Genomic DNA, 23,406 nt, shown 5'->3' on the forward strand with positions numbered 1-23,406 from the left:
TATGTTTTAACTATTCCACTACTACACAAGTCTCTGTATATCCTAAGTTCACTTTCCTTATTGGTATATTATATATTTTGGAAAGTATCTCATCATTTAATACATCCTGTGTATTTCCACTCACTTCTATATTTTTATCGCTTAAAATAACACAATTCCCTCCCACTTGTAAAACATGGTCAGGATAATGTGTTGTAAAAATTATTCCCTTTTTTCTTTCCGTACTCAAATCTTTTAACTTTTCAATAAATTTATATCCTTTTCCAAAATCTAAATGACTGGTAGGTTCATCTAATATTATAAATTCACTCTCCTGACAAAGGGCTGCCGTTATAAGTACTAATTGTTGTTCTCCTCCTGAAAGATGATTATAATATTTATCTTTTAAATGCAAAATATTCATCTCTTCTAAATACTTTAACGCTATTTCTTTATCTTTTATTTTAGGTGTTCCAAAATATCCCATACTGCTAGTTCTTCCCATCAATACTACATCTAGTACCAAAAATTCAAATGTCGAACTATTTAGCTGTCCTATATATGCAATTTTTTTTGCCAAATCCTTTTTCTTGATACTTAGTACATTTGTTCCATCTATTAGAACCTCGCCTACTATAGGTTTTTCTTTTCCTGATATAAGTTTTAGCAAAGTACTTTTCCCTATTCCATTAGGTCCCAAAATAGAAGTTATACTTCCATTAGAAAATTTAAGATTTATATTTTTCAAAATCTCTTTTTTTGAATATGAAAAATTTAAATTTTTTATTTCAATTGTCAAAATACACCTTCTTTTTATATATAAAATATACAAATAACGGCAATCCAACTAACCCTGTTATTACTCCAATAGGAATTTCTGTTGGAATTATAGACCTTGCAATTATGTCCGTTAAAAGCATATATGTTATGCCCAAGGATATACTTGTCGGTAACAATTTTCTAAAATCACTACCCACCAACATTCTTGCAAAATGCGGCACTACTATACCAACCCATCCAATAATTCCAGAAATGCTAACCACTACAGCTGATAATATACTTGCAAATAACAATATTATTCGTTTTTCTCTCTTTATATCTATTCCAAATGATTCAGCCAATTCTTCATCCAAACTTATTACATTTATTTTCCATCTATATAAGTAAATTCCAAACATACACAACAAAAATATTGGCATTATGTATATAATCTTATCTATATCAATTGACGCTATACTTCCCATTAACCAATATATAATCTGTGGTAGTTTGTCAAATGGGTCGGCTATAAATTTTATAAAACTAACCATTGACGAAAAAAATGAACTCACTAATAATCCTGAAAGAATCAATGTGGATTTACTATTCTTTTGTCCTCTTGAAATTATAAACGTTACAAGTATTGCAATTATCGAAAATAAAATTGCTGTTAGCTGAATTCCAACACTACTAAGTCCGATTAAAATACCAATTGAAGCTCCACATCCTGCTCCACTAGAAACCCCCAGCGTATATGAATCAGATAGAGGATTTTTGAAGATACATTGGAATACTGCTCCTGAAGTTGAAAGGCCGGCTCCAACCAAGATACCCGCTAATACTCTAGGTCCTCTAACTAATTTAATCAATTCATATGCTTGATTATTATCTACTTCTATTGAGCTGACAAAAATCTTAACAAGCGATTTAATTACAAGAATAGGATCCATTTTATAGGATCCTATCATTATAGATGCAATTATTAATACTGTTGGTAAAATAATCAATCCTGCTTTTTTTAATTTTTCCATTAAATCTCGCCTTTAAACTCTATTCCATAAAATTCTTTATAGAACTTTTCGGCCCTTTCTCTTACATAATCTGTTGTAACTTTTTCTGGATAAAATTTACTTGCCAGCCAAGCTTCACCTAAAGCCACTGAATCGGTATCCGGATTTCCCCATGGTTTTGTCCAGAAAGGTGCTAATAAAACATTTCCTTCTTTAACAGCTCTTATGCTCTGCCATTTTTCTCCTGTTGTAACTTCTTTATACACTTCAGGATATCTATCTTGAACTACAATATAGTCTGGGTCCCAAACCGCTACTTGTTCGAAGTTATAAGGTTTATATCCTTGGATATCTTTATCTGCAACATTGATTGCTCCTGCTCTCAAAAGTTGCGCACCAACATATTTATCATTTCCATATGTCTGCTCTCCTTCATTCGCTACAAATACCTTAGCTCTATTTTCTTCCGCTATGTCTCCAATTTGCTTTTCTACATATGCTCTTGATTCCATGCAAAAATCCCATATTTTATCCGCTCTTTCTGAAGTACCTGTAATCTTGCCAAGTGTTTTAACTGCCCATTCCAATCCATCAGTATAAGCTTTATCAGAATTTGCAAGTCTTGGATTTTGAGCCTCTTCTTGTTTTCCTTCACCCCTTAGACTAACGGTTATATATGGTATACCTAGTTCATCTAACTTCTTTAAGTCTTCAGGATTAGCTTGTGAAGCAACTATTACAACATCTGGCTTTAACTCTGCCACTGCTTCAACGTTCATAGTCTTTAACTCTCCAGGAGTTGGCAGTGCTTCAATATTTGGATATACTTGTTTTATGTAATCTCCTAAATTTTTTTGCCATTTAGCTTCTACTGCAACAACTTTTTCTTGTGCTCCAAGTTGACCCAATATATCTAACGAATGGTGTTGTAAACAAACTATTCTATCCACTGGTACCTGTAAGCTAACTTTATGATCTGCCTGGTCCATAATTTCAATATTTTCTTTAGTTTGAACAGACTCTGTCTTTGTAATTTTATCTTCTGCTTTACTATCTAAATTAGAACATCCAACGCTAAATACTAGCATAAATAGTAACAAATAAAATAAAACTATTTTTCTACTAAATTTTTTCATATTCCCTCCGTGTCTTTTTCAAAAAATATACCATCATTATGGTATCACTTTCTATATTATTAGTAAATAAGAATCAAATTTCTTTTAAATAAAAATAGCCCTCTAAAAAAGGACTATTTTTATTCTCATATTAATTTAACTAAATTTTCTATTTCTTCATCAGTTGTCATGTATGTTGTAACGAATCTTAAAACTCTATTATCCTCATCTAAAGGCATTACTTCAAACATATTCTCTCTTGCAAGATCATCTATTTTTTCAACTGGATATTCTATAAATATTTGATTTGAAACAGGTTCTTGATAGAATTTAACTCCTGCTTCTCTAAGTTTAGTTTCTAACTTTTTAGATGCTTCAAAAGATTTCTTACCTAACTCGTAATAAAGCCCTTCTTCAAACAGAGCTGCAAATTGAGCGCCCAAAGCAAATCCCTTTGCCATAACAGCTCCACGTTGTTTCATAAACTTTCTGATGTTTGTCTTTAAATCATCATCCACTATAACTATAGCTTCACCATACATTGCACCATTCTTAGTTCCACCAAGTGTAAAGATGTCGCAAACCTTAGGAAGTTCTGATACATCTATCCCGCTTGCAGCAAGCCCTGTTGCCATTCTTGCTCCGTCTATATAAAGATATAGCCCATGCATTACACAAACTCTGTATATCTCTCTCAACTCTTCAAGTGAGTATACTGTTCCAAGTTCTGTAGTCTGTGAAATATAAACCATTTTAGGTTCTATATGATATTCTTCTCCTAAGCTCAATACTCTCTGTTCTATAAGATCTGCAGTAAGCTTTCCATCAGGCACTTCTATAGTTTCAAGTTTATGTCCTGTGGCCTCTATTGAACCTGTTTCGTGTGCTGTTATATGTCCTGTGTCGGCAGCTATAATTCCTTCGTAAGGCATCAAGTTTGCACTCACAGCCACTATATTAGCTATTGTTCCTCCACCAACGAATTCAATTTCAACACCTTCGTCTTTTAAATCTCTCTTAATATATTCTTTTGCTTTTTTAGTGTAGGCATCAGAACCATAACCTAAGTGTCCATTCTTTTCTATTTCGCTAAGTTTTTTAAAAACTCTTTCGTGGCATAAATCGTTATAATCATTTACAAAAATATTCATACTTCACCTCTTTGTTACAATTATACTACTCATGATATAATGTTGGCGAGGTGTATTATGAAAGATAAACATGGTGCAAATATTTTTGAACTTTCAAGAGAATATGGTTTTGAAGAAAATGAAATTGCAGATTTCTCTTCAAATATAAATCCAATGGGTCCATCCAAATTTGCTATGGACTTTTTAAAAGATAATTTAAATTTAATCACAACATATCCAGATCCTGAATATGTTTCTCTAAGAGAGAGTATCTCTATTTATTCCGGTGCAAAACCTAAAAATATAGTGCTCGGAGCTGGTACTACAGAGTTATTTAAACAATATGTCGAACTGATTTCTCCAAAGAGAGCATTGTTGCTATCGCCTTGCTACTCAGAATATGAAAATGAACTGCGAAGTGTTGGCGCTGAGATATTTTATGAAAATCTCCTTGAAGAAAACGAATATAAAATTGATTTAAACAATATTATAAACACTATAAAATCTAATGCGATTGAAATGCTTATATTTGCAAACCCAAATAATCCAACCGGCACAATACTCACTCGTAAAGAAATTGGTTCTATTTTAGACACGGGAATCAATGTACTTGTAGATGAAACATACGTTGAATTCACAGATAAAGACAAATTTTCTTCAGTAGAGCTGACTAATTATTACTCAAACCTATTTGTCGCTCGAGGTGTGAGCAAATTCTTCGCTTCACCGGGAATACGCCTTGGATATGGAATCACTTCAAACAGAGAATTTTTAGATACTTTTGAGTGCAACAGCATGCTCTGGAATGTAAATATCTTTGCGGATATACTCGGACAAAAAATGTTCCAAGACAAAGCTTACCAATCTGAAGTATTTAATTTTATGAATGAACAGAGAGAATATTTCTTCGGAGAAATTTCTACCTTATCAGATATAAAATATTTCCCATCTTATGGAAACTTCATCCTGTGCAAGATTTTAAACCAGCATACAGCTGCTGAACTGCGTGAGCACCTACTAAAAAAAGCTCTTGTAATAAGAGATTGTTCAAGCTTTAAAAATCTTAGTTCTAAACACTTTAGATTTTGCATACTATCTAAAGAAGATAATCAAAAGCTGATTCAAGAATTAAAAAGATATTTTAAAAGTTCTTTGTAGAATATAAAAATATAATAATCTTAATTTAGAATTTTCTATTTAGTTAAATCTACTTTTATTAATGCTGGGTTACAATAATTATTGTAATCCAGCATTAATAAACTTAGACTTTTTATTTATGTATAAATTAAATGTAGTCCCTTTAGGGTAATTATCTTTTACTTCTATAGTGCCACCTAAGTAATCTAATATATTTTTAACCAGGGCCAGTCCAATTCCATATCCTCCAAAGTCACGACTTCTTGAATCATCAACCCTATAGAATAAATCAAAAATATGTTTTTTTTCATTATCTGAAATACCAATTCCAGTATCTGAAATTGTTATAATTATTTTTTCAATTGTATCTTGTATGGATATGTCAATCTTACCATCTGTAATATTATATTTAATAGCATTTTCAATTAAATTAAATATAACTCTTTCCAATAATTGATCGTCAGAATATATAAAAACATCTGGCCCATTAAAATTTAAAGTTATATTTTTAGAACTTGCTACCTCATCCAAATCAAAAATAACCTCATTAATTACATCGTTCAAATTAAAATGTTGTAAATTAACAACCTGATTACGCTTCAAAAGCATTATGCTATCCACCATTTCAGAAAGTCGAAGCACATTGCTCTTCACAGTAGATATAAAATCTAACATCTCATCTGAAAGATAAATATTTTGGCGTTCAAAGACATCTATTTTCATCAATAAAATAGCGAGAGGAGTTCTTAATTCATGAGCTATGTTTATACTGAAATCTCTTTGCTGTTCGTAACTATCAAATATTTTCTTAAATGAATTATTAATAGCTAAAGACAATTCTTGAATTTCTAAACTTGATGAGTATATAGAAATTTCATTATTAGAAGAACTTAAACTTTCAAGGTCAATTTTAGAAACTGTATTAGAGAGTTGTTTAAGAGGCTTTAAAACTTTTATAATTACAACATAAAATATAGATGCCCCCAAAAAAGTAACTAATAAAGAAATAAGAATAGAATAAATTCTAAATTCCATAGTAGAACGAATCTGTGCATCTTCTAAAAGAAATAATATTCCATCATTGTTCTGAGTATATGCACTCTGTATTTCAGAAATAAGCTTTTCCCCAATTTTATATGAAAGGTATTCTTGATAAATATTAAAAGAAAAATTTAAAATTATAATCATAAACAAAAATATTAGAACAATAGCAATGACTAATATAGAAATAATAGACCTACCTTTAAATAGATTAATAAATTTATTTTTTTTCATCAATAATATATCCTTTACCTATAACATTTCTTATTATATTTTCTCCAAGTGCATTTTTTATCTTATTTCTTAATGATGCCATATGTACGCGTACAGTATTACTAAAAATATCTAATTCATTATCCCAAACATGTTCAATAATCTCATAAGCTGTAATATAACGCCCTCTATTAAAAAGTAAATATTCTAAAATGCCAAGTTCTTTTTTAGTAAGTGATAATTCTTTTCCATGTATAAATGCAATTCTCTTAGACGTATCAAAAGAAAGCTCCCCATGATATATAACCGACTCTGATTGTACAAAGGTACGTCTTAACAAAGAACGAATACGAGCCTCCAATTCTGCAAAATAGAAAGGTTTAACCATATAATCATTGGCACCAAGATCCAACCCTTTAACTCTATCTTCTACATTTGAACGTGCAGTAAGTAAAATAATATTAATAGTTTTATTATAAGATCTAACCTTTTTTAAAACATCAAATCCATTCATTTTAGGCAAATTAATATCTAGAACTATCAAGTCATAATTTTCAACAAAACAAAGTTCCTCAGCAGTTTCACTATCTTGAGCAGAATCAACAATATATCCTGCCATTTTTAGCCCCTTGCAAATATTTTCAAGCAGTTCTTTTTCGTCTTCTACAACTAAAATTTTAATACAATCACCTCTTATAGATAAATTTTGAATATATTTTATCATACAACATTTGAAATAAATATATTTCTTAACAGAAACTTTATACCCTAACTGTTATTATTTAGATATAAAAGATAAAGATAAAAGGTGGTGGAAAATAAAAGATAAAATTCTAAGCTTAAAGTTTTAGATAAACTAGGAGGTTAGCTGTGAGTATAAAATTAAGAAAGATATTAAGAATATCAGCTTCATTATTAGGAGTAATATGTATTATGTATGGAGTGCACAGAGGAGAAATTGACACAGTATTCTCAAAAGCTATTAGAATTTGTTTGGAGTGTATAGGAATTGGTTAAGAAGATAGAAGAAAAAAATTATATATCTAAGTTAAGAAAAAATCGTGGCATAGTTCAATTTATGGCAACTTTTTTAACAAACTTACACCTGCCAAATTTTCTAAAGGGAACTATATATACTGGTAAATGTAAACAGGCTTGTGTCCCCGGGCTAAATTGTTATTCCTGTCCCGGAGCAACCGGTGCCTGTCCTATAGGTTCTTTTCAAGCAGTTGTTGGAAATCCAAAATATAAATTTTCATATTATATAACAGGAATGTTAATTCTATTTGGAGTTACATTTGGCAGATTAATATGTGGATTTTTATGTCCTTTTGGATGGTTTCAAGATTTACTTCATAAAATTCCATTAAAAAAATTTAGCACAGAAAAACTAAAACCTTTATGTTATATAAAATACATAATGCTAATAGGTGTTGTTTGGTTGATGGGAGTGTTCATAACTGATAAAACAGGATTATCAGCACCACACTTTTGCAAATATATATGTCCTCAAGGAATATTAGAAGGTGGAATACCTCTATCATTGGCAAATGCATCAATAAGAGCAACACTAGGTAAACTCTTCGCTTGGAAATTTGCTATATTAATAGTAACCATAATACTATCAATAATAGTTTATAGACCATTTTGTAAATGGATTTGTCCATTAGGGGCATTTTATTCACTATTTAATAAAATATCCTTTTATCAATACCATTTGGACAATGAATTATGTATAAATTGTGGAAAATGTAAGAGAACTTGTAAGATGGATGTTGATATGTCTAAAAATCAAACTGCATTAGAATGTATACGATGTGGAAAGTGTATAGATGTTTGTCCAACCGGTGCAATTTCAACATCATTATCAAAATGTGGAAGTTGTATCAAAAACAGAAGATTAATAAATGAATAAAAGAAAGGTGAAAAAATGAATAAGATTTTAAAGAAAGTAGTTTTTATAGCAGTTAGCTCAATTATGTTATTATCATTAGTAGCTTGTGGTAGCGGGTCTAAAGAAGATATTGCAGGTATTGAAAACGGAAAATTCCCTACCTTCACAGCAAAAGGACTAGACGGAAAAGAATATTCAGATTCTCTATTTAAAGAAAATGCAGTAACAGTAGCAAATTTATGGTTTACAGGCTGTGGAGCATGTGTTCAAGAAATGCCAACACTAGCTAAGTTGGATAAAGAGTGGAGTGCAAAAAATGTTAAATTAATAGGTATTTGTACAGATGGAGGAACTACAGAATCTGATAATGAAGCCAGAAAAATATTAGAAAAAAATAATGCAATGTACACTAACCTTGTAATGAACAAAGGAGAAGCAATAGACAAATTTATAAATTCAGTAATGGCTTTCCCTACAACATTATTAATCGATCGCGAAGGAAATGTAGTAGGAGATCCAATAATTGGTGCTATAGATACAAAAGAAAAAATAGCAGATTTAAACAAAAAAATTGATGACATCATTGCAAAAGACAAACAACAAGGAGGAAAATAAATGGAAGGAAAGAATAATGTAAAAAAAATAATTAAGTATCTACTAGTTATAGTTATCTTTACACTATCTGCACCATTTGCTTTAAATTTACTATCAGTAGCACTTATGCATTCACTCAAATTTTTGATAAATGCAGATTTAAAAATTCTAATGAATCAATATAAACTAATAGAACTAGTAAGTGAAGTAATACTGTCTGTTTTTTATCTTATTATGTATAAACTAATATTTGGTAAAAATATAACTGAAAAATTAGAAGATGTAAATTTATGTAAGCTAGGTAAATCTATTATAATTGGTGTAGGTGTTCCGGGAATATCATTAATATGGCTCACCATAGCTAAATATATTCCTCAATTTTCAGAAGCATTAAAATTTTTAGAGAAGTCATCACAAGATATAGTTTCTGGAAATCCCTTAATAGCTATACTGACTGTAGCCGTATTTGGACCAATTATTGAAGAAATTCTATTTAGAGGTATAATTTTTAATTCAATAGAAAAACTAAAAAAAGGAATAGCTCCTATAATTATTTCATCCATTTTATTTGGATTATGCCATATGATTTCAGTGCAAATCGTGTATACATTTTTTATGGGAATAGTTGTTGCGATAGTTTATAGCAAAACAAGAAATTTAATATACCCTATAATAATACACATAGTTAATAACCTTTTAAGCGCTATCACAGGATTGTTACCAAATCCAATAATAGAGAAAACATTTAATATTGTAACATTAGTGATGATTATCCCAACAATATATTTTTTACTAAAGTTAGGCAAGCAAAAACAAACCATTTAAAAAATCATGACCACCCGTTTTACGGGTGGTTTATTCGCAGGCTATAAGCCCAAGTAGTACCAACCGGCGTCTCAAGGCACTGGTTTTCACTTTTGTTCAAACCTTATTGTTTTTACCTCTTTAGCTAGCCTTTGAAAGGCTTTAAATTCTTTTTACTATATTTTTTTGAATGGATCTTCATATTCTTTTACACTTAATTTATCAATAGCTATATCGCTGTTTTTGTTCTCTTATATGTTGCTATTGTTTTTTCGTTCAATCCTACTGTGCTTACATAATATTTTTCTGCTCAAAAATGCCTATTTCTAAATTTGTATGTTTATCAAACATCATCAGTGTTCTTTTAACTTTTAAATACCCCATGTAATTTGGTATTGCTATTTTGGATGGTATGCTTACTAACATATGTGCATGGTCTGGCATAAGATGTCCTTCTATTATCTATCTTTTGTATTTGCTTAATGTTCTAAGTATTTCTCCTAAGCTTTCTCGGTATTGATTATATATTATTTTTCGTCTATATTTTGTAGTAAAGACAATATTATATTTATACATCCATTCTATGTGTGATAGTGAGTTTGCCTTTTGTGCCATATTAATCAACTCTTATTATATTTTAGGTCTGAACACCCTTATTATAATATTATGGTGATTTTTTGGTATAATCTTTTGTTTCCTGCCCACATAGCGGGTAGTTTTTTGTTCTGCTCGTAATCCGAGCGAAATAGATTAAAGTCGTAAATAATAAACCAGTATAATTTTTTTAATTTGCAACTATAAATTTAATCATATTATCTAAATCATCAACTTAATCCTAAATTACTAAACTCTCTAATAAAATATTCTAAGAGAGTTTATCAATTTAGGATTTTTCTTTGTATTTTATTTATCCAGTTCATTATTTATAATAATCATAATATGTTAATAACTTTTAAGTATACTCATCAATTCACGACCTCTCTCATTAATACCTAGCTTTGAAAAGTTCCTTCGATATAGAAATATACTTCTTTTATTCTTCTTAGTAGGTTATTTAAATTATAAAATTCTAATCTACTATAACTGTTTATAAACAACTATTTCTTAATTATTATAATAGTGACTCATAATAAACAATACTTCAATAAAATGTATAAAATATAAAACATCTAAATAAGAACCTTTTGATTACTTACTTTAGATGTTAGCATAGTATTAATATTTAATTTTACAAATTACTATGATTTATTCATACTATAATAGCACGACTTGTAATCATATAATTTTTAAAATGTTGAGAGTCCACTGAACTCTTGTACTCTATATATTATATTCTTCCACCATATATCTTCGGCCTCAACCTCATAGTCCATGGTGTAAACTCCACCTTCATTGTTCCAAATTCTATCAATATATTTTAAAAGTTTTTGCATTTGTGGAGTGTTTCTATTTCCTCTTACAACTAAGTCCGATTCCAAATTCAAATCGTCCAAATTTCTCCTTGTAAAGTTTGCTGAACCTCCTATAGCAGTAACTTCGTCCTTTGATTCCAACACCAACATCTTGGAATGGAATTGCTCTCCCGAAGTCTTGTACCATTTTATTTTTATATTTTTTTCATCAGAAAGTTCTTCTGCAACTTGTTTATTAGGTATGCCTATTTTCTTTTGTCCAAATGCATCCTTATTTAAATCCAAAACCAATTTTATTTCTACATTTCTGTGAGCAGCTTCTTTTAAAACCTCAACTACTTCTCTATGTGCCAAGTAGAATAGCCCCAAGTAAAGCTTATCTCCCTCTTGCGCACTCTTTATCGTGTCTAATATGGATTCTTTTATCTTTCCCTCTGTCACATTTTGTATGTCGAATTCACCTATCTCTATGTTCTTAGCCAAGAAATTCATAGCTTCTGAATTCTTAGCAGAAAAACTTATAATGGCTTTTTCAGATTCTAAAATATCATTTAATATTGGCCCACTCACTTTAAAAGCTATATTAGAATGTAGTGCACTCCCATCATGAGGGTTGGCAGAAGCAACTATAGCTTCTTTCTCACTGACCACCACTTTTCTATGATTAGCTTTAAAATTCAAAAGCTTTGTGTACTCCGCTAATGACACTTTCTCTCCTTTTCTAAATACGTTCGGAAGAAAATTTCCCTTAGCCACTGGAAGGTTTTTGAAATAAGCTCTATAGTAGTTGGTGAATAGCGGGTTTGAATCTTTTATATAATCTAAGTCCGTTACCACAACCTCTATGTTGGCTTGTTGCAATTTCTGTAAATTTTCCGGGACATATCCGCCATAAAAAGTATTTATCGGATCAACTATTACCACCATAGGCATTCGTGGATTGCTACTTCTCTTTTTCAATAGCACTTCTGTCAAGTCATTTGAAAGAGTTGGAAAAGTATTTTCTTCTCTATCATAATCGTCATTGAACAGGAAAAAATCCACTAATAAAAAATCTTCTGCTGAATCTATAAGTTCATATACATTCTTAAAAATTTCTTGCTCAACTTTCTTATTTCCATTTTCATCAGAATAAGTTAAGTCGTACAGAAATTCAAACTTACCCTTCCGTCTCTCACTCTTATACGAAATATTGTGAGGTATTTCCCTAAAAGACTCTATTAAAAAAGCTCCTATAGGCACCACTACTAATATCAAAATTAATACAGCCTTTAAATACATCTTCATCTTAAAATCCTCCACTTTAAGCCTAGCTACTTACAAAACCATCTAATTTCTTTTATAAGTTCTTCATATTTATCTGTCATTACAGCGTGTCCACAATCTTCGAACATTACAAGCTCCGCTTGAGTTGAAAAATAATTTTTGTTTACTCTTGCTATAAGAGAGTCTATTACCTTGTCTGAAGTGCCATGGATGATTAAAATTGGAACATTCTCTCTGATTTCCTTGTTAAACCTAAAACTTGCAACTGTGTTTCCAGCCTCTGATAGACATCTTTGTTTTACAACATCTTTTAAATTTCTCTCATATATTTCCGGCTCAGGCAGCTTGTTAGTATAAACTAAATTCTTCAACACTCCATCCATTCCACAATATTTTATTTCTTCGTTGGAATGTTCTAAAAATGCTGTAACCGGATTGTATTTAACCAAATTTTGAGTTAGCGTGAAATTTATATTAAACATTTGAGTTCTAATTCCATTCATACCCGTAGTGACTGGTAATTCTGCACCATATATTCCAATTGATGCCATTAGAACAGCTTTTTTAACTCTAAACTTCAATTCCCTATCAGCTAAGAATTCCATTACAATCCCGCCGCCAAGAGACCACCCCAAGACATAGAACTCACGTAAGTCCATTTCGAGCACAAATTGTTTTAAGTCTTCTGCAAATTCAAATATACTATGTATTTTTTTATTATATGAACTGTTGCCATATCCTCTTAAGTCTGGAGCTATTACTCTATACTCCTTGGACAACTCTTCCATTGCCTCTGTGAAAAATATTGAAGATGATATGTTTCCATGTATCAACAACAACACAGGCCCAGAACCCATTTCTCTATAAAAGATTTCTTCTCCGTTTATATTGATAAATTTACACTCCAAAACTAACCTCCAAATCTTTCTTGATTTTATCAAAATCTCCAAACCATTACAATCGTGCCGATTGAAATTATAAACTGCCTAATATATAATTTTTACAAAGGAGGGTAACATGGAAGATTTTAAAACATTACCCACAGTGGTCAGCACCAATCCAAAGCAGAATTTGCAGATAATTCGTGCTGAACTAACTAACGATTTAAGCATCGCCTTAGACGTATTAAACTTAGATGATTTAATAGTTTCAGATATAACTTTTTCTGTTAAATATAAAGATATAGATGGAAATTTTCTATTCAACTCAAGTGAATTTTTCTACACATCTAAATCAATAGAAGTGTTACCGGAAAAAATTTACTATGTTGAGCCATTTAAAATAGACCAGAGATTTATAGATGCTCGAGGTATAGAAGTTAGAATCAGAGAGGTAACTCATATAGGCGGTAAAAACCACGTATACGATGTATCTGACGAAACCTCATATAGTTTGGCCGTTATACCTCAAAACAAACAACTAAAAATAAATAATCTGCTTGGAGATGACATAATTGCCTATGGTGAAAATTTGAGAACTGCTTGGAAATGCGTATGCGGTGCAGTCAACCCATCCGATGTACAGGAATGTCGCCATTGCCATAGAAATAAATATTTCGTACTGAATAATTTGACTGAGTCTCTTATCAATATGAAAATTTTAAATATGTTATCTCAAACTATAAATTATTCTGAAGCTGGTAAAAAAGCTCTAACAGAAAATTTAACCAAGACACACCTCACAAAAGTTGCTCCTTCAACTGACATACTTGCCAGCATAAGAGTAAATGACGAGGGAAATGGTGTAAGAAATAAAAACAAAATCATCACCAACTCCATCTTGGGTGTAATCTTCTTGGCTGTGCTTGTATTAGCTTTTCACTTTATAAGTGATTTTAACCAAGCTAACAACTTTGACAAGGCCAAAAAATATCTAGTCAAAGGGCAATACCAAGAAGCTTTGGACTTGCTCGAAAAAATTAAATCATCTGATAAATTTGAAACGCAACCGGTGATTGATAAAGCTGAAAAACTTATGGAGTCCAACAATATATATGAGAAGGCTAAAATTTATATGACTGAAAAGGATTATATTTCAGCTCTTATAAGCTACAAAAAAGTTCTCCCTGAAGATCTCCACTTTCAAGAAGCACAAGATAAAATTAGCGAGATAGAAGAAATAATTATAAACAGAGCTAAAAACCATATCGATAACGGAGACCCTTATGAAGCAGCTAACATATTGGTCGAGCTCCAAGAAATTCTTCCTGAGTCAGCTGAGGCATCTTCTCTCTTAACATCTATAAAGTCATCTTCTGACTATGTAAATGATAAGCATGATGATACAGAAGAATCTCCTGAATACAAAAAAAGCCGTGCCGAGATGTCTAACATTGCAAACAATCTACTGCACACTTACCAAAAAATTCAGACAGATAAAGCCAATTTGAGAACTTCTCCATCTATTGAGTCAGAAATCATAACCACCCTTCCTATAGATTCAGATGTATATGTAAAAAATACCAAGATTGAGGGAATAGAACGTATCTGGTGCGAAGTAGAAGCTCTTGACGCTTCAACTGGAGAAAAATATCAAGGTTGGATATCAAACAAAGTTATGAATAAAACAAAAGACAATAAAGATTCTGTAAATACTTCCAGAATTTAAAAAGCCGTACTCTTTAGACTTCACAGTTAACTTAGCTGTGAAGTCTTTTTAGTACAACTTTTAAAGATTAAATTTTATAACAATTCTATATAGTTCACAACAGGCTCTTCGTATGGATGGTGTTTTACTATAATATCTTTTACACTTTCCATATCAGTCGCTCTTATTCTAAACTCCACTTTAACTTCTTTTACTTCACTCACAACGCCCACTTCTCCAATATGTGGGTTTGCTCCCTCAATAGGTCTGAAGTGACCTGTGACGTGTGAAGTTGCAAATACATAATCATAATGTCCATCACGAAGTATACTTTTTTCGTTAAGAGCATTTACCAACTCTACTAAATTTTCTTCAGGTATAAACACTTCTACCTTTATATATTCTTTCACATAATCACCCCTTATATCTATATTATAAATTATATAGCCTAATAAATTTTACCTCAACCCGTAAAGGATTAAGAAAACTCTAATATTTTATTAAAATTTTAAAATTGTAATATGAATAAACTATATTATAATGTATTTGAGGTGATTAAATGAAAATTCTTTGCGCTGGACCTACTTCAATTTCTCCAGAAGTTTTAAACGCTCTTTCCGTTTCAAAAACAAATCCTGATTTAGACCCTAATTATCAAATTTTCCATAGAAGTGTTGAGAAAAAAATTTCACAACTTTTAAATACACAAGCCACTTCTTTCTTTATGTTGGGTGAAGGAATTATGGGCCTTGAAGCTTCAATAATTTCTCTTGTAGAACCTAACGATAGAGTTTTAGTCCTATCCAATGGATTTTTTGGAGCCGGTTTCGCCGACTATGTCAAATTTGCCGGTGGAGAGCCTACTTTATTGGAATTCGACTTCAGAAATGGTATAGACATTGGTAAATTGGAAAGTTTTTTAGAACAAGATTCAAACTTTAAACTGGCAACTTTTGTCCACTGCGAAACTCCTTCAGGTATAACAAATGACTTAAATGCAATTACTGATGTGTTTAAGAAATATAATATAATGACCGTTGCCGACTGTGTTTCCTCTTTAGGTGGAGAAGAAATTGACTTTGATAAGAGCGGATTAGATATCTTACTTGGAGGGAGCCAAAAATGTATATCGGCTCCAGTTGGAATAACTATTGTCACGATTTCCGAAAAAGCTAAAACTGCAATAGCTAACAGAAAAACACCTGTCAATTCGTACTATATGAACTTTAAAAACTACTACGATTTTCAAGGCGCACCTTTCTGTTACACAATGAACGAAAACTTAATCTATGCTATGGACGTGGCTTTGGATCAATTGCTTTCAAGAAATTCAATAGAGCTTCACCGCACTTATGCTGAAATAACACGTGAGATAATAGAAGCTTCAGGTCTTGAACTCTATGCCAAGACTTGCCCGTCAAACACTGTTACGGCTGTTTTAATGCCCGAAGGGATTGAAGCTGAAACTCTACTTGAGTTGATGCGCAAAAAAAATATAGCCATCTCAAAAGGCGTTGGCTATATGAGAGAAAAACTATTTAGAATTGGACACATGGGTCAAAATATATCTGAAGATAATTTTAAATCTCTCTTCAAGTCTCTTGATGAATGTTTCGCAGAACTTGGGATTAAACTAAACGCTTCACTATACGATATGTTTTGTGAAAAAATATCTTCTGTGAAATAATAAATAAATCCACAAAAACGGCTATCCGAATTTGTGGATTTTTATTTAGTGTCTAAAATGTCTTGTGCCAGTGAAGATAAGAGTTATATCTGCTCTGTTAGCTGCTTCTATAACCTCTTCATCTTTTACTGAACCCCCTGGAGAAACTGCGGCTTTTATTCCGTGTTCTTTTAATAGTTCAACAGTGTCTGCAAAGAAGAATCCGTCTGATGCTAAGACAACCCCATCAAGCTCTCTGGCTCTTTGAAGAACTTCTTCAACTGCCCAAGCTCTCTTAGTCTGTCCTTGACCTATGGCATAAGTTGCTCCGTCTTTTGCAAGCACAACTCCATTTGATGCAACGTATTTCACAGCTTTAAAAGCAAATTCTAAATCTTTCAATTCTTTTTCTGTAGGTTTTCTATTGCTAACTACTTCAAATTTTTCAAACTCAACCTCATCAAAGTCTTGAACTATTAGTCCATTTAGAGTTTGCTTAAATTGTTTTCCAACTTCAAATTCTATAAGGTTTGAAATTTCAACCAATCTTAAATTCTTCTTACTACTCAACAACTCAAAAGCTTCAGAGCTAAATTTAGGAGCTATAATTATCTCCAAGAAAATTTTTGAAAGCTCTTGTGCAACTTCTAAGTCAACCTCTCTGTTCAGTGCTATAATTCCACCAAAGATAGATTCTGTATCGCACTCATAAGCCTTTAGATAAGCTTCTCTTAGATTTTCACCAGTACCTATGCCACAAGGGTTTGTATGCTTAACAGCAACCGCTGTAGGCTCTTCAAATCCCTTTACGGCTTTTACCGCTGCGTATAAGTCGTTCAAATTGTTGTATGATAGTTGCTTTCCGTGTAGCACTTTCATATCTGCAACTTCTTCACCTGTATAGTATGCTGCTTTTTGATGTGGGTTTTCGCCATATCTCAAAATTTCATTCAATTTTAAATTAAGATTAAAGTTTTCACCGCTTAGATAATCTGAAATTGCCCTATCATATTTTGCAGTAGTCTCAAATGCCTTTATAGCCATTTTCTTTCTATAATCTTCTGTAAGAGAATCTAAGTTTTCTAAGACATCATTGTAGTCGCTAGGGTCTGTTACTATCAAAACATCTCTAAAATTCTTAGCTGCGGCTCTTATCATAGATGGTCCACCTATATCAATCATCTCTATTATTTCATCAAAGTCATCTGTCTTTACAACAGTGTCTTCAAATGGATATAGAGTGTTGACCACCATATCAATTGAAGTTATTCCCTCTTCTTTGATTGTGGCTTGGTGAGCTTCATTGTCTCTTATGTTTAAGATTGCCCCATGAACTTTTGGATGTAGTGTCTTAACTCTTCCGTCTAATATTTCTCTCTGTCCAGTTACTTCTTCCACAGAGATAACTTTTATTCCGCTCTCTTCTAACAATTTATAGGTGCCGCCGGTAGATATTATCTCCCAGTTTCTCTTTTCAAGTTCTTGTGCGAACTCTTTTATCCCAGTCTTGTCAAAAACTGATATCAACGCTCTCAAATGCCCACATCCCTTCTGTAATAAGCACCTTTAAAATGTATCTTCTCAACATCTTCATAAGCCATCTTTGTAGCTTCTTCTCTTGTCTTACCATGTCCTATAACCATTAGCACACGTCCACCTGATGTGTAAAATTTGCCATCTTTAAGAGCTGTGCCTGAGTGAACTACTGTAGAATTTTTGACATCTTCTATTCCAGTAATTTCATATCCTTTTACGTAGTCAGCTGGGTATCCTCCAGAAACCATCATAACCCCTGTATAATACTCTTCATTATATTTAAAATCTTCTTCTTTAAGAGTTCCGTCGATTGCTTTTTCTACAAGCTCAAGCAAACTTGAATCAAGCTTCTCCATTATGACTTCTGCTTCAGGATCTCCAAATCTCACGTTGAACTCTAAGACATAAGGTTTTTCAACCACCATAAACCCAACGAAAAGTATTCCTGTGTAGTTGAAATTATCTTTTTCAAGTCCCGCTGAAATCTCATCCAAGATTTCTCTAATTTGATCTTTCAACTCACTTGACATATCTTCAACCGGTATTATGTTTCCAACTCCACCTGTATTTGCTCCTGTGTTTCCTTCGCCTATCTTCTTATAGTCTCTGGCATATTCAAAAGGATAAATTTTGTTGTGAGAAACCATACATATAGCAGATATTTCGTTTCCATCTAAGAATTCTTCAATTACAACTCTGTCAGAATTCATCTTCTCTTCTACAAAAATATCTTTTAGAGCATCTTCAGCACTTTTTTTATCCTCCGCTATTGTTACTCCCTTTCCAAGACATAGTCCATCTGCTTTTATAACTATAGGGTAGTTTACTTGGTCTAAGTATTCCATCGCCTTTTCATACTCAAAGAAAGTTGCATACTTTGCAGTAGATATATCGTGTCTTACTAAAAACTCTTTAGTGAAATCTTTGCTCGCTTCAAATTGAGCCCCCATTTTTTTTACACCAAATATTTTTAGTCCATCTTCTTCAAATTTATCAACTATTCCTAAGCAAAGAGGATTTTCAGGCCCTACAATAGTCAAATCTATAGCCTTTTCCTTTGTAAATTCAACTAGGGCATCTATATTCTCTGGATCGATATCTACATTTGTAGCAAATGCACTTGTACCACCGTTTCCCTTAGCTGCAAAGAGTTCTACTCCATCTTTAGACAATTTTTTTAATATACTGTACTCTCTTCCGCCATTTCCTATAACAAGTACTTTCATTTGCTCTCCTCCAAAACCTTTTGAACAGTCTTTACAATCAATTCATGTTCCACTTCCAACACTCTCTTCGCCAAACTCTTAGCTGTGTCTTTATCTTCAACCTTAACACACTCTTGAAGTATTATCGGACCTGCATCAGCCTCTTCGTTTACAAAATGAGTGGTAACTCCCGTCACTTTACATCCTCTATCCAAAACTGCTTGATGCACTTTTTCTCCATGCATTCCCTTTCCACAAAAAGATGGTATTAGAGATGGATGGATATTTATAATTCTATTTGGATAGGCTTCTATAACTTTCTTAGGTAAAATTTTTAAGTAACCAAGAAGAAGTATATAATCTACTTCTTCTCTCTTTAAAGTATTTAAAATCTCATCAAAATCATTTGAAACTAATTTTCTGTCTGCAAATTCAAGCCCTTCTGCATTACAATTTGAAATTACTATTGATATTTCAGCATCTATCTTTCCCTCTTCAATAGCATTTTTCACAGCTAAGTAGTTTGAACCCCTTCCAGAAATAAAAACTGCAAGTTTAGAATTTGATTTCAAGTTTAGTACCTCTTATCTCTCCAATTTTAAAAGCTTTATAATCTTTAAAATGTTCAATCACTTTTTCTTCATCTTCGCTATCAACCACAAGCACCATGCCTATTCCACAGTTAAAAGCTCTTAACATCTCTTCAGTTTCAACTCCGCCAAGCTCTTGTAGTCTTTCAAATAACCTAGGCATCTTGTAGTTTGTCAAATCAATTTCTGCTCCGTGTCCGTTTAGAGCTCTTGGAATATTTTCGTAAAGTCCTCCACCAGTTATATTAGCTATCGCCTTAACTTTAACTTTCTCTAATAGATCAAGTACATCTCTTACATATATTCTTGTCGGTGCTAAAAGACCTTCTTTTACACTAACTCCATCATATAACTCATCTTCAATGTCCAATCCGGCTTTTTCAAATACAATTTTTCTGACAAGTGAAAATCCGTTTGAATGAACTCCTGAAGACTCAAGACCTATTACAATGTCTCCACCTTTTATAGTACTTCCATTGATTATATCTTCTCTATCTACAACTCCAACCACAAATCCAGCCAAGTCATAATCTTCTTCACCATACATATCAGGCATCTCAGCAGTTTCTCCACCAATTAAAGAACAATCTGATATCTCACATCCCTTTGCAATTCCCTCAACTATATTTGCCATCTTAGATGGTTCAAGTCTTCCTGTTGCAATATAGTCTAAGAAAAATAAAGGCTTTGCCCCTTGACATATAACGTCATTAACACACATTGCAACAAGGTCTATACCACAAGAATTGTGAATACCTGCCTTTTGTGCAATTAAAAGTTTTGTTCCAACTCCATCAGAGCCACTTACCAATACAGGATTTTTATATCTTTCTGTATCTAAGTTGAACATAGCTCCAAATCCACCTACACCAGATAAAACATCTCTGCTGTAAGTCTTTTCACACATTTTTTTGATTAGAGAAACTTCTTCATAGCCTCTCTCTACATCCACACCTGCGTCACTGTATTTCATTATCTTACTGACTCCTTCTCTTGTTCCAATTTAAACTCTTGAAGTTTTGCTTTTAACTCATCATCATAAATTGCAAGCATTTGAGTTGCTAATATTGCGGCATTTTCTCCGCCGTCAATTGCAACAGTGGCTACAGGCACTCCCTTTGGCATTTGTACTGTTGAAAGTAGTGAGTCAAGTCCATCCATTGTAGAACTCTTAGCCGGGATTCCTATTACAGGCTTAATAGAAAGTCCTGCTATAACACCTGCAAGATGTGCCGCCTTACCTGCTATGGCAATGAATATTTCTGCTTCTGTGTTTGTTACATATTCTACCAATGCATTATGAGCTCTGTGTGCTGATATTACTCTAACTTCATGTTCAATACCAAAGTAATTTAATTTTTCAGTAACCTTGTCTGCTATCTTTTGATCTGATGAACTTCCCATTATAACTGCTACTCTCATTATATACCTCATTTCTTTTTTTCAAAAAAATAAGCCCAAGAAGAGAAGGTCGAACCTCCCCTCCTGGGCTTTTATCCCTTAGGTGTAATATCTATCGATATCCATATCGCTAGGTCCTTAGCATTAGCTCGGATCCCTAGATATGCTTCCAGTTTTACATTTTAGTATAATTTGGTGATTCCTTAGTGATTGTTATGTCGTGAGGGTGGTTTTCAACCAAACTTGCTGAAGTTATCTTTACAAATTGTGCTTTCTTATGAATTTCATCTATATTTGCACTACCTATATATCCCATACCTGATCTTAGACCGCCAAGTAATTGATAAATTACATCTGAAACTCCGCCCTTGAAAGGTACTCTACCTTCAACTCCTTCAGGAACCAATTTTTTTGTATTGTTTTGGAAATATCTGTCGCTTGAGCCAGATTTCATAGCTGCAAGTGAACCCATTCCTCTATATTCTTTATATCTTCTACCTTCGAATATAACTTCTTCTCCAGGGCTCTCGTCACAACCAGCAAATAATGAACCTGCCATTACTACGCTCGCTCCACAAGCCAAAGCTTTAGTTATATCTCCTGAATACTTTATACCCCCATCAGCTATGATTGGAATACCATATTTGTCAGCAACTTCCACTGCATCCATTATAGCAGTAATTTGTGGAACACCAACCCCTGTTACAACTCTTGTTGTACAAATTGAACCAGGTCCTATACCAACCTTAACACAATCAGCTCCAGCCTTTATAAGAGCTTCTGTGCCTTCTCCAGTGGCAACATTACCCACTATCAATTCAATGTCAGGATATCTTTCCTTTATGCTTGAAATTGCCTTTAAAACATTTAGCGAATGACCATGTGCAGTATCAACTGTAATCACGTCTACTTTAGCATCAACCAAAGCCTTGATTCTGTCCATCATATCCACTGTAATTCCAACTGCAGCTCCTGCTAAAAGTCTTCCCTTAGCATCCCTTGCTGAATTAGGATATTGTTTTAATTTTTCTATATCTTTTATTGTTATAAGTCCATCTAAAGTTCCATCTTCTTTTACAATTGGAAGCTTTTCGATTTTCTTTTCTTTCATTCTATAAAGGGCATCTTCCATAGAAATATGAGGTCTACCTGTGACTAAATTTTCCTTAGTCATGACTTCATCTATACTTCTATCTTCATCCATTTCAAATCTAACGTCACGATTTGTTAAGATACCCACAAGTTTCATATCTTTGTCCACTATTGGAACACCTGAAATCTTGTATCTTGACATAATTCCAAGAGCATCTGAAATCTTATGATCTCTTGATAAATAAAAAGGATCTGAAATTATACCATGCTCAGATCTCTTAACTCGATCCACTTCAAGCGCTTGTTCTTCAATTGACATATTCTTGTGTATTATACCTATACCACCTTCACGTGCTATAGCTATAGCCATCCTACTCTCAGTTACTGTATCCATGCCCGCACTCATAAGAGGAATATTTAATTTTATATTTTTAGTTAGCTTAGTACTTAAATCAACTTCATTAGGAAGTACATTAGACTCTCCTGGCACTAAAAGCACATCATCAAACGTTAAACCTTCTTTTAATTTAAACATACTACACCCCTTTCTTCTTCAACTCAAATTTACAATAACCTTTAACCCTTGTCAAGTTATTTAGATTAAATTATCAGTTTATTGCCGTTGTTTTAAAATAAATTAGTTTTTTTATAACTTTTTAATAATTTTTTATTGCTTTGAAAATAAAAAAGACACTTTAAAAGTGCCTTACCAACTTATTTTTACTTCTACATCGTACTCAGATAAATCTCCAAAAATATCCAAAATTTTTAATCCATATTCACCGAGTTTTCTTGGAATTTCTCTTGCATTCTTGATTATTATTGCGACATTATCCAAATCTGTGAGTTCATCCCAAAGTGCATCTAAATTATTTCCAAAATATTCAGAAAACTTAAACTCATCTCTAAGATACTCATAAGCCTTCTCAACTGTTTCAAATTTAGCGCCATCTACTATATATATATTCATAATTTC

The 23,406-nt window shown here is 32.4% G+C and carries 23 protein-coding genes and 1 pseudogene; 7 read left to right on the forward strand and 17 right to left on the reverse strand.

Translation table 11 applies throughout. The features are described from left to right. Nucleotides 1-10 precede the first annotated feature (10 nt). From B8869_RS06205 to B8869_RS06220, 4 genes are all read right to left on the reverse strand, one after another. Nucleotides 11-778, reverse strand: a complete 768-nt coding sequence (locus tag B8869_RS06205) for an ABC transporter ATP-binding protein (protein WP_159445247.1) — start codon at nt 776-778, stop codon at nt 11-13. Beyond that, on the reverse strand, nt 768-1,769 hold the full coding sequence (locus B8869_RS06210) for a FecCD family ABC transporter permease (RefSeq protein ID WP_084230783.1): 1,002 nt from the start codon (nt 1,767-1,769) through the stop codon (nt 768-770). The genes B8869_RS06205 and B8869_RS06210 overlap by 11 nt, the downstream gene beginning before the upstream one ends. Further along, nucleotides 1,769-2,884, reverse strand: a complete 1,116-nt coding sequence (locus B8869_RS06215) for an ABC transporter substrate-binding protein (protein WP_200805961.1) — start codon at nt 2,882-2,884, stop codon at nt 1,769-1,771. Before B8869_RS06215 ends, B8869_RS06210 begins: the two co-directional genes overlap by 1 nt. Nucleotides 2,885-3,009: 125 nt before the next feature. Continuing rightward, a complete protein-coding gene (locus B8869_RS06220) occupies nt 3,010-4,014 on the reverse strand; it encodes a threonine aldolase family protein (RefSeq protein WP_084230784.1) in 1,005 nt (334 codons plus the stop codon). Between the two features lie 57 nt (nt 4,015-4,071). Here B8869_RS06220 and B8869_RS06225 point away from each other — a divergent pair, with 57 nt between their 5' ends. Next, nucleotides 4,072-5,151, forward strand: a complete 1,080-nt coding sequence (locus tag B8869_RS06225) for a pyridoxal phosphate-dependent aminotransferase (RefSeq protein ID WP_084230785.1) — start codon at nt 4,072-4,074, stop codon at nt 5,149-5,151. Between the two features lie 78 nt (nt 5,152-5,229). On the opposite strand, the gene B8869_RS06230 is transcribed toward B8869_RS06225, so the two are convergent. Beyond that, entirely contained in the window at nt 5,230-6,405 is a 1,176-nt protein-coding gene (locus B8869_RS06230; RefSeq protein ID WP_084230786.1) for a sensor histidine kinase, read from the reverse strand. Beyond that, nucleotides 6,392-7,108 (reverse strand): response regulator transcription factor, encoded by a 717-nt coding sequence (locus B8869_RS06235; RefSeq protein ID WP_327083033.1) that lies wholly within the window; start codon nt 7,106-7,108, stop codon nt 6,392-6,394. The genes B8869_RS06230 and B8869_RS06235 overlap by 14 nt, the downstream gene beginning before the upstream one ends. A gap of 176 nt (nt 7,109-7,284) precedes the next feature. Between B8869_RS06235 and B8869_RS11755 the strand changes: the two genes are divergently transcribed. From B8869_RS11755 to B8869_RS06250, 4 genes are all read left to right on the forward strand, one after another. Further along, on the forward strand, nt 7,285-7,401 hold the full coding sequence (locus B8869_RS11755; RefSeq protein ID WP_412458531.1) for a CD1871A family CXXC motif-containing protein: 117 nt from the start codon (nt 7,285-7,287) through the stop codon (nt 7,399-7,401). Nucleotides 7,402-7,462: 61 nt separating this feature from the next. Next, entirely contained in the window at nt 7,463-8,299 is an 837-nt protein-coding gene (locus B8869_RS06240; protein ID WP_084231069.1) for a 4Fe-4S binding protein, read from the forward strand. Nucleotides 8,300-8,314: 15 nt separating this feature from the next. Continuing rightward, the gene (locus B8869_RS06245; protein ID WP_084230787.1) at nt 8,315-8,893 is read left to right on the forward strand and encodes a TlpA family protein disulfide reductase; all 579 of its coding nucleotides are present in this window, start codon (nt 8,315-8,317) and stop codon (nt 8,891-8,893) included. Continuing rightward, a complete protein-coding gene (locus B8869_RS06250; protein ID WP_084230788.1) occupies nt 8,894-9,697 on the forward strand; it encodes a CPBP family intramembrane glutamic endopeptidase in 804 nt (267 codons plus the stop codon). A 155-nt stretch (nt 9,698-9,852) separates the two neighbouring features. Here B8869_RS06250 and tnpA read toward each other — a convergent pair. From tnpA to B8869_RS06265, 3 genes and pseudogenes are all read right to left on the reverse strand, one after another. Then, nucleotides 9,853-10,291: pseudogene (tnpA, locus tag B8869_RS06255) on the reverse strand (IS200/IS605 family transposase). A gap of 671 nt (nt 10,292-10,962) precedes the next feature. After that, nucleotides 10,963-12,375, reverse strand: coding sequence for a phospholipase D-like domain-containing protein (locus B8869_RS06260; RefSeq protein WP_084230789.1), 1,413 nt, complete (start codon nt 12,373-12,375; stop codon nt 10,963-10,965). A gap of 26 nt (nt 12,376-12,401) precedes the next feature. Next, on the reverse strand, nt 12,402-13,262 hold the full coding sequence (locus B8869_RS06265) for an alpha/beta fold hydrolase (protein WP_084230790.1): 861 nt from the start codon (nt 13,260-13,262) through the stop codon (nt 12,402-12,404). A 109-nt stretch (nt 13,263-13,371) separates the two neighbouring features. Here B8869_RS06265 and B8869_RS06270 point away from each other — a divergent pair, with 109 nt between their 5' ends. Continuing rightward, the gene (locus B8869_RS06270; protein WP_084230791.1) at nt 13,372-14,961 is read left to right on the forward strand and encodes an SH3 domain-containing protein; all 1,590 of its coding nucleotides are present in this window, start codon (nt 13,372-13,374) and stop codon (nt 14,959-14,961) included. Nucleotides 14,962-15,035: 74 nt separating this feature from the next. On the opposite strand, the gene B8869_RS06275 is transcribed toward B8869_RS06270, so the two are convergent. Next, nucleotides 15,036-15,350, reverse strand: a complete 315-nt coding sequence (locus tag B8869_RS06275; RefSeq protein ID WP_084230792.1) for a YqfO family protein — start codon at nt 15,348-15,350, stop codon at nt 15,036-15,038. 149 nt (nt 15,351-15,499) lie between these two features. Here B8869_RS06275 and B8869_RS06280 point away from each other — a divergent pair, with 149 nt between their 5' ends. Next, complete coding sequence (locus B8869_RS06280; protein WP_084230793.1) at nt 15,500-16,627, forward strand: pyridoxal-phosphate-dependent aminotransferase family protein; 1,128 nt, start codon at nt 15,500-15,502, stop codon at nt 16,625-16,627. Between the two features lie 45 nt (nt 16,628-16,672). Here the strand turns inward: B8869_RS06280 and purH are convergent, their stop codons facing one another. From purH to B8869_RS06315, 7 genes are all read right to left on the reverse strand, one after another. After that, on the reverse strand, nt 16,673-18,142 hold the full coding sequence (gene purH, locus B8869_RS06285) for a bifunctional phosphoribosylaminoimidazolecarboxamide formyltransferase/IMP cyclohydrolase (RefSeq protein ID WP_084230794.1): 1,470 nt from the start codon (nt 18,140-18,142) through the stop codon (nt 16,673-16,675). Then, on the reverse strand, nt 18,139-19,368 hold the full coding sequence (gene purD, locus B8869_RS06290) for a phosphoribosylamine--glycine ligase (protein ID WP_084230795.1): 1,230 nt from the start codon (nt 19,366-19,368) through the stop codon (nt 18,139-18,141). The genes purH and purD overlap by 4 nt, the downstream gene beginning before the upstream one ends. Next, on the reverse strand, nt 19,365-19,919 hold the full coding sequence (gene purN / locus B8869_RS06295) for a phosphoribosylglycinamide formyltransferase (protein ID WP_084230796.1): 555 nt from the start codon (nt 19,917-19,919) through the stop codon (nt 19,365-19,367). Before purN ends, purD begins: the two co-directional genes overlap by 4 nt. Beyond that, nucleotides 19,903-20,910, reverse strand: a complete 1,008-nt coding sequence (gene purM / locus B8869_RS06300) for a phosphoribosylformylglycinamidine cyclo-ligase (RefSeq protein ID WP_084230797.1) — start codon at nt 20,908-20,910, stop codon at nt 19,903-19,905. Before purM ends, purN begins: the two co-directional genes overlap by 17 nt. Next, nucleotides 20,910-21,359: a 5-(carboxyamino)imidazole ribonucleotide mutase gene (purE, locus tag B8869_RS06305; protein WP_084230798.1), complete on the reverse strand. Its 450-nt coding sequence runs from the start codon at nt 21,357-21,359 to the stop codon at nt 20,910-20,912. The genes purM and purE overlap by 1 nt, the downstream gene beginning before the upstream one ends. Nucleotides 21,360-21,513: 154 nt before the next feature. Continuing rightward, entirely contained in the window at nt 21,514-22,965 is a 1,452-nt protein-coding gene (guaB, locus tag B8869_RS06310; RefSeq protein ID WP_084230799.1) for an IMP dehydrogenase, read from the reverse strand. Between the two features lie 171 nt (nt 22,966-23,136). Beyond that, nucleotides 23,137-23,400: a barstar family protein gene (locus B8869_RS06315; protein WP_084230800.1), complete on the reverse strand. Its 264-nt coding sequence runs from the start codon at nt 23,398-23,400 to the stop codon at nt 23,137-23,139. Nucleotides 23,401-23,406 lie beyond the last annotated feature (6 nt).

Source organism: Peptoniphilus asaccharolyticus DSM 20463, from assembly GCF_900176115.1.
In the GTDB taxonomy this organism is placed as follows: Bacteria; Bacillota; Clostridia; order Tissierellales; family Peptoniphilaceae; genus Peptoniphilus; species Peptoniphilus asaccharolyticus.